This window comes from Mesorhizobium sp. M2A.F.Ca.ET.037.01.1.1 (assembly GCF_003998075.1).
Lineage (GTDB): Bacteria > Pseudomonadota > Alphaproteobacteria > Rhizobiales > Rhizobiaceae > Mesorhizobium.
The window spans coordinates 1-2,374 of the sequence record NZ_RZSA01000984.1 but is presented as its reverse complement, the minus strand read 5'-3'; the positions used below and the strand labels follow the sequence as shown (position 1 = coordinate 2,374).

Annotated in this window: 2 protein-coding genes; both read right to left on the bottom strand. The window is 64.8% G+C overall.

Features of this window, described 5'->3' with window-relative positions:
* Positions 1-1,479 (bottom strand): PAS domain-containing protein (locus EOA27_RS32265; RefSeq protein WP_127258251.1); only part of this gene is annotated, 1,479 nt, incomplete at its 3' end.
* A 158-nt stretch (positions 1,480-1,637) separates the two neighbouring features.
* The coding region (locus EOA27_RS32260; RefSeq protein WP_245491225.1) for a slipin family protein at positions 1,638-2,374 on the bottom strand (737 nt) is incomplete at its 5' end.

The following is a 2,374-nucleotide window of genomic DNA, read 5'->3' as shown; positions in this document are numbered from 1 at the left end:
GTCGACATCGATCAACAGCAGCGCGAATTCCCGGTCGGACTGGCTTGCCTCGGCAACGACACCGGCCAGCTTCTGATCGAAGGCGCGGCGGTTGCCGACGCCAAGCAGGGGATCGGTGTTGGCAAGCTGCGCCAGCTGGTTGCTGAGCGTGGTCAGCTCTCCCTCGGTGCTCTTGATCTCGGTGATGTCGGAGACGACCACAAGCGCCAGGCCTGCCTCTGTTGGCCTCGTCCGCAACATCAGCCAGCGGCCGTCGAAAAGCTTGATCTGCTGCTCGCCCGGCGTGCGCAGCGCGCCGACTACATTGTCTATCCACTCCCGTTCGTGACCCTTGGGGATGCCCACCTGCTCACCGGTCACCGTCACGGCTTCGAGGATGTCGCGCAGTCTCGTGCCGGGAACGCGCAGGTCGCCGGTGAGCGGAAAGAAGTCCCGGTATTGCTCGTTGCAGAAGATCAGCATCCCTTCGGCATCGAACATGGCAAGTCCGTCCGACATTTCCGACAGCGCGTAGGAAAGCTGGTTCTTGGCTTCGAGCAATGCCTGTTCGAGCTGCTTCTGCGCCGTGACGTCGCGCGTGACGCCGACGAGGCCGATGATGTTGCCCTCGACATCGCGCACGGGCGTCTTCGAGGTGGAGAACCAACGGAGATTGCCCTTCGCATTGGGGACCTGCTCCTCGAAATCGGCCATCCCCTCGCCCGTTTCCAGCATTCGCTGCTCGAGCTCAAAGAGGGTCTGGGCGCGCGCAGGGTCCGCTATGTCGAAGTCGGTCTTGCCCGTCATCTGGACCGGATGGTCGTAGCCGTGGAAGGCGGCGACGGACTGGTTCACGGCGACGAACTGGCCGCGCGTGTTCTTGACGTAGTAGAAGTCCGGCGCCTGGGCGACCGCGGCGCGCAGCAGATTGCGCTCCTTGGTGACAAGCTGCGTGTGCAGCACGACGAGGCCGGCCACGGCGGTTGCCGCCATATTGAGCGCGATGAGCGGCAGCACGAGGCGCGCGTCGATAACGGGGACGGCCGTCTGCGGCAGGATCGAGATCGGTACCAGCCCGGACAGGCCAACGCAGACCGCAAACACCAGCACTTGCCAGACGCGCGTCTGGCGGCGCCCGATGATGCGGTTGGCAAGAACGCCGGCGGCGAACGCCACCGCAATGCCGACCAGTCCGGCAGTGAGGCCTTGGCCGCCGATGGCGATGCGGTATCCCAGCGGAAAGGCGGCGGCCACCAATGCGCCCGGCAGGCCGGCGAACAGGCCGGCCGTCGCAACCAGCGACGTCCTGAGATCCAGCAGGACGCCCGGCCGAATCTCGACGGTCAACAGCATGGAGGCCAGGGCGCCCCAGCCCATGATGCAGCCGAAGACAAGCAGCCTGAACTTTTGCGAGCGCCCCTCAAGCCAGGGCTGCACGTAGTTCCAGCCGGAAACGAACAGCGCCACCGCAGCCAGATTTGCCGTAAGGTGTTGCCACATGACGCCGACCGACCTCCGATCGGGTCATTAAAAGCACCTGAAAAGTTGTTTCCGGGTTAAGGCCGCCACCCAAGGCGGTTCCCCGGTTGCGCCGCGAACGCGGCTTCCCCTTGGCGAAGCCCCTCCCCCACACGATGGGAAGGAGCAGGGTCAGGGCCTCACTTGCCATGCGCCTTCATGAACTGCCCGAGCAGTTCCACCGGCAGGGGGAACACCACCGTCGACGAACGCTCACCGGCGATGTCGTGCAGGGCCTCGAAATAGCGCAACTGCATGGCCTGCGGCTCGGTTGCCAGCATGCGGCCGGCCTCGACCAGCTTCGCCGCCGCCTGCTGCTCGCCGTCGGCGTTGATCACCTTGGCGCGGCGCAGCCGCTCGGCCTCGGCCTGCTTGGCGATGGCGCGGATCATGCTCTCATTGAGGTCGACATGCTTGATCTCGACATTGGAAACCTTGATGCCCCAGGCATCGGTGCGCTGGTCGAGTATCTCCTGGATGTCGCTGTTGAGCTTGTCGCGCTCGGCCAGCATCTCGTCGAGCTCATGCTTGCCGAGCACCGAGCGCAGCGTGGTCTGCGCCAGCTGGTTGGTGGCGGCCATGAAATCCTCGACCTGGATGATCGCCCGCTCGGCGTCGACGATGCGGAAATAGAGCACGGCGTTGACCTTGACCGAGACATTGTCGCGCGAGATGACATCCTGCGGCGGCACATCCTGCACCACCACGCGCAGGTCGACCCGCACCATCTGCTGGACGAAGGGGACGAGGATGATCAGGCCGGGGCCCTTGACGCCGGTGAAGCGGCCGAGCGTGAAGACCACGCCGCGCTCATATTCCCTGAGGATGCGGATTGCCGCCGCCAGGAAAATGATCGCGGCCACGGCAATGATGAGAT